Genomic DNA, 6,739 nt, shown 5'->3' on the forward strand with positions numbered 1-6,739 from the left:
GCGCGGACGGTCGGCGTCCTCGCGCTCTCGACCGTACGTCCGACCGGCCGATCCGGCCGGTCGAGACCTCAGGGCACCGGCTTGCCGCCGGTGACTCGAGGACGGTCCCGGACAACGCCGTCACGGGGGCAGATTGGATCTAGGCTCTTTGGTGACAATCGACGGTGATCTGTCGGAACTTCTCCCGGGTTCAGGACCAGCCCCGGGGCGCAGGAGTCCCGGTCACCGGCGGGTTCGAGGTGAGTTCGATGAGCGCGTCGACGACGCGGGCGGGTCGTTTCCGGTTCACACCGACCGCGGACCGCTGGTGGTGGTCCGACGAGATGTTCCGCATCCACGGCATGCGGCCGGGTGACGTCGTGCCGACGACCGGGGTGTTCTTGTCCCACGTCCATCCGGAGGACAGAGCGGTCGTGACCGACGCCGTCGAGACGGACGGCGATCTCGAGGCGCGCAGCTGCGAGTACCGGCTCGTCGACACCCTGGGGTGCGAGCACCGCGTGTCGCTGGTCCTCGCCAACGAGGGGCCGGCGGGCATCATCGGGACCTCCGGCTTCGTCGTCGACAGCTCACCCGGCCGCGAGAGCGCGGTGGCAGCCCTCGTCAACGAGCAGCTCGCCATCGCCCTGGAGTCCCGCGCCGCGATCGACCAGGCCAAGGGCGTGCTCATGGTCGCCTACGGCGTCGACGACGCCGCCGCGTTCGACATGCTCAGATCCAGCTCCCAGCACCGCAACGTGCGACTTCGCACCCTCGCCACCCGCATCGTCGCGTCCGTCGGGGCCGGGCTCGACGGCCGTTCCCGCGAGCTCATCGACGAGTCGGTGTGCGCCGCGCTCGCCGACACCGCGGGCCCGCTCCCGTGTCCGTCCGGACGAACACCGCTCGAGCTCCACCTGGACGACCGGGGTGACACCCCGACGCTCCGCGTCACCGGAGCCGTCGACCTGTCGAACCGCGACGAGCTGGCCGCAGCCATCGCGATGCTCCTGGTGCGCGGCCGTGGCAGCGACAACGTCGTCGTCGACCTCCGGAGCGCTCACCGCATCGGCCCCGCTGCCGCCGAGGTCATCGTGGCGACACTTCGACGTGCCGCAGAACAGCACGTCTGCGTCACGATCGTCGGAGGTCCGGGCGGTGGGACCGCCGGCGGCCGCGAGCCCCGCTCGGTGGCGCGGTCGCCGATCGTCGCCCACCGCTGAACCCGGTCGCGGGTCGCGGCACGGCGGCGAGCGGCGCATGATCAGAGCTGGTCGGACGACGACCAGCGCGACGACCGCGTTCCCGACGACGACGAGCGCATCGGCTTCGGCATCCCCCTGGTCGGCGACGACGACCGCGTGCCCGATCGCGACGAGCCCGGCGACCTTCGCTAGGCCTCGACCCGGGCGGGGCGATGCCCCGTCCGGGTCCTGTCAGCACGGCGCCGCCCGTCCGGGCGGCTGAGCGAGGAGGTCAGCGATGCCCGGACTCAGCCCGACCATCTCGCGTCTCGCCCACGCGATCGTCGCCCTGTGGCGTTCGCAGAGCATCCGCTCGGTGCGCTGGAGCCGACCCAGCGCGCGATAGCGGCCTACTCGGGCTTGTACTTGAACGACAGCTGGATGCGGGTGCGGAACAGGAGGTCCCCGGCGTCGCCGACGACGACGTCCTGCTTGGTCACCTCAGCCACGCGAAGGTCGTGCAGCGACCCGCCCGCCGTGCTGATCGCCTCCTTGGCCGCCTCCTCCCAGGACGACGTGCTCGTCCCGATGACGTCGATCACGCGATACACGCTCATGGTCATGGCCCTCTCGTAGCCCGGTACCGACCACTCCATACTGGTCGCGCTCGGGCGCCACGGCCATGGTCTGGAGCGACGCCGTGGCCGAGTCGAGGACGACGCAGGTCCTCACCGGAGCATCGATCGCGCGCGGCCCGCCACCCGCTCGATCGAGCGCAGGACGCGCGAGCCGAAAGTCGCGCCCTCACTCTGCCGCTCTATCCGCTCCGCCAGCCGACGCGCGACCGACGCCGCGACCGGCAGGACGATCGCGATGACGAGGAACAGCCGGACCCGCCGGAAGAAGAATGCCCACACGGTGACCTCCACCCGAGCCGCACCTGGCGGATCAGAGCTCGGCGCACACTGCAGGACGCCCGGTCCATCGTGCGGCGCCCCGCCGGGCAGCGCACGCCGGAACGAGCGCACGTACGGTAGCGACGTCGCGCGATGTGCACGCACGCCGGGGACGGCTGATCGCCGGACCGCATGGTGCGGAGCTCCGGCTTCCCCGGTGCGAGCAGCGCGTCAGGTGACGTAGGCAAGCAGGACCGGCGCGTCGACCCCCGACCACGTGCCCGTGAGGGTGGACTCGTGGTCGGCAGGAGTCGCGTGCCGGTCGAGGCGACGGCAGACGACGAGGCGCAGGCCCCCCGCCATCTCCAGGACGGTCACCGAGCCGTCCGAGGACGCGACCACGTCGTCGATGGGCGGGACGGCACGCGAGCGAGACCCGCTCGCGCTCACGCGCACGCTCGGTTCGCGCGGGGCGTCGGCGCCCTCGACGAGCTCCTCGGCCTGACCGACGTCCGCCAGCAGCACCGACGCGAGCACTCGCGCGTAGACGGGGTCCCCGGGCGCGTCGTAGATCCACCGCCGCCCGAGCACCGAGTGCTCCATGGTGCAGACGAGGAACTGCTCCGCTCCGTCCAGCGGGGCGCCGCGATAGGTCAGCGGAGCCTGGAGCAGGTGCCCGTCGGCGGTCGACAGGACGTGCGTCTCGATGCCGACCTCGCCGTCCGGGTCGTCGAACCGGTACGCGCCGACCAGCGTGAGCTCCTGCTCGCCCCACGGCTGTGCCGGAACCCAGTCGGCGAGCAGCTCGGCCTTGGTCGGACGGATGGACGCGCGATGGATCAGGGCCATCGGCCAACCCTAGGGCCGACGAGCCCGAGTCTCAGCGCTCGTGCTCGAGCAGGAAGCGGTCGTCGACACCGCCGAGCAGACGTCGGTCGTCCAGGCCGTCGTAGATCGTGTCCACGACCGGGGTCAGCTCGACGAGGGTCACCTCGTGCTGCGACAGCGACAGGCGCAGGGTGACGCGTCCGTCGGCCACAGTCAGCCGGGAGTGTTCCAGGGCGGGGGTCGCACAGGACTGCAGGTCGTCGAGCTGCCGGACGGTGGGTGACGCCGGTCGGCCGAGCTCGCGCCATGCGGTGAACGCGTTGCCGGCCGTCTCGTTGACCCTCTCGCGCCGGACGAACATGCCGGACCCGTCGGGCAGCGGAGAACCCGAGGAGCTGCACGGGACCGACAGGGCCAGCTCGTGGCTGTCGGCCGCTGGTCCGTCGCCGGCGCCGACGGGTTGCCAGGCCAGCACCGTCAGTCGACCGTCCGGATCCGTGCACACCAGGTGGTCCTCGCCGCGCGCGAGCACCTGGGAGGCCAGACGAGCCATGAAGGCGTAGAGGTGGAAGGTCGGTTTGGCGATCTGACGGTGCGTCAGCAGTCCGAAGCCGCCGTGGAAGATCGAGGTCGGGATGTTCAGCTCTTCGAAGACGTCACTGAAGGTCCAGTAGGAGAAGGAGTCGACGAGATCCCCTCCGGCGGCCAGGACGGGCGCCAGGTAGGCCGCGTTGTAGGCGGTGTCGTGGATCGGGTTGTCGGGCCGGTACGACGTGTTGAACTCCGTGATGTGCACGGGCAGGTCGGCGAGGCGGGTTCCGGCGAGGTGCACGCGGGGCTCGGCGAACTGGTCCAGCAGAGCCGAGGGTGGCATGAGCCTCTGGTAGGTGCCGAAGGGGATCTCGGCAGGCTCGTACGAGGAATAGGCGTGCCTGCTCACGAAGTCGACCGGCACGTCGTGGCGTTCGACGAACTCGGCGAACGGAGACCACCACGCGTCGCAACCCGGCGCCAGGGCCGGCCCGCCTATCTGCAGCGACGCGTCGACGTCCTTGACCGCCCGGGCGGTCGCCGCGTAGAGCCGGAAGTAGGCGTCCTGGTCGGCGTCCTTCCAGAAGATGTCGAGGTTGGGCTCGTTCCACACCTCGATGGGCCAGGTCCGGACCTCGTCGATGCCGTAGCGGTCGATCAGGTGGCGGAGCAGGGCCTGCACGAGGTCGACCCACGCGTCCACGTCGGCAGGCGGTGTGATGTTGCCCTTCCACCAGAAGACGGTCTCCGGCCCGGAGGCGAGAGCCGAGGGCATGAACCCGAGCTCGAGGAACGGCTTGATCCCGAGCGACAGGAAGTAGTCGTGGACCTGGTCGACGTAGGTGAACGAGTACCGGCGGTGAGATCGACCGCCGACGTCGTCCGTCCGCAGGAGTCCCATGTCGTCGCTGAGCAGCCCGTGCCCGCGGATGTGGGTGAACCCGATCTCCCGTTGCACCCGCGCGAGCGAGGCCTGGTAGTCGGCTCGGAGGGCGAGGTTCATCCGTCCGGTGCCGATGCAGCGACGCCAGGCGTCGGGCATGGGCCCGAGCGGTGACGCGGGAACGATCACGGTCTCTGTCATGCGGCTCCTCCCGGTCCGCGCTCGAGCGTGAGCACGGTCCAGCTGACGGGCGGCAGCTCGAGCGTCACGATGCCGCCCTCGACGCGTGGCGACGGGTTCACGGTCGGCCCGACGCGGGTCGGGTCCTGCAGATCGTTGACCGCACGCACGTCGGCGTCGTGCACACCCTGGCACTCGTCGACCCGGAGGTCCCCGAAGCCCGAGACGTCGATGGTCACGGTCGTCGGCGCGTCCTGTGAGCGGTTGACGAGGAAGACCGAGACGCGCCCCGAGGACTCGTCGTAGGTCGCGGTCGCGTCGAGCAGCGGAGCACGTCCGTGCCGGGCCGTCGGGTAGGAGCCGACGTCGATCGTGGTGGCGAGCGTGACCCCGTGGGCGAGGCGCGAGGTCAGCGCGAACGGGAAGAACGTCGTCTGGCGCCACGACGGGCCACCCGGCTCCGTCATGATCGGCGCGATCACGTTGACCAGCTGCGCCAGGCTCGCCGCCGTGACCCGGTCGGCGTGCTTGAGCAGGGAGATCAGCAGGCTCCCGAGCACGACCGCGTCGGCGACCGTGTACCGGTCCTCGAGGAGCCGAGGGGCGACCTGCCAGCGTCCGGTCCGGTCCTTCTCGGCCGCCTGGTGCTCCTCGAGGTACCAGATGTTCCACTCGTCGAACGAGATCTGGATCGTCTTGTCGCTCTTGAGCTCGGCCTTCACGGCGTCCGCGGTGGCGACGACGGACTCGATGAAGAAGTCCATGTCGACCGCGGACGCGAGGAAGGAGCCGAGGTCGTCGCCGTGCAGCTGGTAGTAAGCGTGGCACGAGATGTGCGAGACGTCGTCGTACGTGTGCCGCAGCACCGTGCGCTCCCAGGACCCGAAGGTCGGCATGGCCGAGCCCGACGATCCGCAGACGACGAGCTCCAGGTCCGGGTCGAGCTGCCGCATCCCCTTGGCGGTCCGGGCGGCCAACGAGCCGTAGTCGTCGGCGGTGCGGTAGCCGAGCTGCCAGTCGCCGTCCATCTCGTTGCCCAGGCACCACATGCGCACGTCGTGCGGCTCGGGCGACCCGTTCGCGACCCGGCGGTCCGAGAGCGTGGTGCCGGACGGGATGTTCGCGTACTCCAGGACGTCGAGCGCCTCCTCGATGCCGCGCGTACCGAGGTTGACCGCGTACATGAGCTCCACGTGTGCCGTGCGGCACCAGCGCGCGAACTCGTCCAGCCCGACCTCGTTGGTCTCGAGCGAGTGCCACGCGAGGTCGAGCCGGCGGGGCCGCGCGCTGCGGGGGCCCACGCCGTCCTCCCAGCGGTAGCCCGAGACGAAGTTCCCGCCGGGGTAGCRCACGGTCGTCACGCCCAGCTCCTGGACGAGGGCGAGCACGTCGGCACGGAATCCGTCGTCGTCGGCGAGCGGGTGCGTCGGCTCGTACAGACCCTCGTAGACGCAGCGTCCGAGATGCTCGACGAACGATCCGAAGAGACGGCGGTTGACCGGCCCGACCGTGAACCGGGGGTCGATGACGACGTGGGCGTTGCTCATGGGCTTCCTTCGCGGGTCGGGCGGCGAGAAGCGGTACCAGCGAGAGACGGTCGGCGCCGACCAGCGGGCGGCGCCGACCGGCGGCTAGCCGATCTCGGTCACGGTCCACCGGGCCGACGCCGACGACACCAGGTGCACGTCACCGACGAACGTCGTGCGGGCGACGGTGTCGCGGTGCTGGCTCGTCCCGACCCACAGGTCGACGTCGCCCGGCTCGACGACCCGGCGCATGGTCCGGTCGGCGAACGCGAGGCGCGTCGTCGGGACCGCGAACGTCACGGTCACGGACTCTCCCGGCTCGAGACGCACGCGTCGGTACCCGACCAGCTGCGCGACGGGGCGCGTGACCGATCCGATGAGGTCACGCCCGTACAGCTGGACGACGTCGTCACCCGCCACGGTCCCGGTGTTCGTCACCCGGACCTCGGCAACGATCGAGCCGTCCGTCGCCACCTCGGCAGGAACCGTGAGGTCCTCGTGCGCGAACGTCGCGTACGACAGTCCGTGCCCGAACGGCGCGGCCGGGGTCGAGGCCAGGTTGGTGACCTCACGCCCCTCGCCCAGCGGCGGGTGCAGGTAGGAGTAGGGCTGCGCCCCGGCGGAGCGCGGGAGGCTCACCGGGAGCTTGCCCGACGGGTTGACCCGSCCGGASAGCACGCCGGCGATCGCGCCGGCCCCCTCCTCCCCGGGGAAGAAGGCCTGGACCACGGC

7 protein-coding genes are annotated in these 6,739 nt (G+C 71.0%); 1 reads left to right on the forward strand and 6 read right to left on the reverse strand.

The window, feature by feature from the left end:
* Positions 1-248: 248 nt before the first annotated feature.
* Positions 249-1,202 carry an ANTAR domain-containing protein gene (locus ACXJKG_RS18095; protein ID WP_456847132.1) on the forward strand — a complete coding sequence of 318 codons (954 nt, stop codon included), beginning with the start codon at positions 249-251 and terminating at the stop codon, positions 1,200-1,202.
* A 371-nt stretch (positions 1,203-1,573) separates the two neighbouring features.
* Here the strand turns inward: ACXJKG_RS18095 and ACXJKG_RS18100 are convergent, their stop codons facing one another.
* The 6 genes from ACXJKG_RS18100 to ACXJKG_RS18125 all read right to left on the reverse strand — a co-directional run.
* Entirely contained in the window at positions 1,574-1,786 is a 213-nt protein-coding gene (locus ACXJKG_RS18100; protein ID WP_456847133.1) for a dodecin family protein, read from the reverse strand.
* Positions 1,787-1,891: 105 nt separating this feature from the next.
* Positions 1,892-2,092, reverse strand: coding sequence for a hypothetical protein (locus ACXJKG_RS18105; protein ID WP_456847134.1), 201 nt, complete (start codon positions 2,090-2,092; stop codon positions 1,892-1,894).
* Positions 2,093-2,290: 198 nt separating this feature from the next.
* Positions 2,291-2,908 carry a CG0192-related protein gene (locus tag ACXJKG_RS18110; protein ID WP_456847135.1) on the reverse strand — a complete coding sequence of 206 codons (618 nt, stop codon included), beginning with the start codon at positions 2,906-2,908 and terminating at the stop codon, positions 2,291-2,293.
* Between the two features lie 31 nt (positions 2,909-2,939).
* A complete protein-coding gene (locus tag ACXJKG_RS18115) occupies positions 2,940-4,502 on the reverse strand; it encodes a GH39 family glycosyl hydrolase (RefSeq protein WP_456847136.1) in 1,563 nt (520 codons plus the stop codon).
* The gene (gene arfA / locus ACXJKG_RS18120; RefSeq protein ID WP_456847137.1) at positions 4,499-6,028 is read right to left on the reverse strand and encodes an arabinosylfuranosidase ArfA; all 1,530 of its coding nucleotides are present in this window, start codon (positions 6,026-6,028) and stop codon (positions 4,499-4,501) included. The genes ACXJKG_RS18115 and arfA overlap by 4 nt, the downstream gene beginning before the upstream one ends.
* Positions 6,029-6,112: 84 nt before the next feature.
* A partial coding sequence (locus ACXJKG_RS18125) for a fibronectin type III-like domain-contianing protein (RefSeq protein ID WP_456847138.1) occupies positions 6,113-6,739 on the reverse strand: 627 nt, incomplete at its 5' end.

This window comes from Cellulomonas sp. P5_C6, from assembly GCF_054049635.1.

Bases quoted from the DNA above. Each gene is read 5' to 3' on its own strand.
- ACXJKG_RS18095 (WP_456847132.1), top strand. From the start codon at position 249: ATGAGCGCGTCGACGACGCGGGCGGGTCGTTTCCGGTTCACACCGACC.
- ACXJKG_RS18100 (WP_456847133.1), bottom strand. From the start codon at position 1,786: ATGACCATGAGCGTGTATCGCGTGATCGACGTCATCGGGACGAGCACG.
- ACXJKG_RS18110 (WP_456847135.1), bottom strand. From the start codon at position 2,908: ATGGCCCTGATCCATCGCGCGTCCATCCGTCCGACCAAGGCCGAGCTG.
- ACXJKG_RS18115 (WP_456847136.1), bottom strand. From the start codon at position 4,502: ATGACAGAGACCGTGATCGTTCCCGCGTCACCGCTCGGGCCCATGCCC.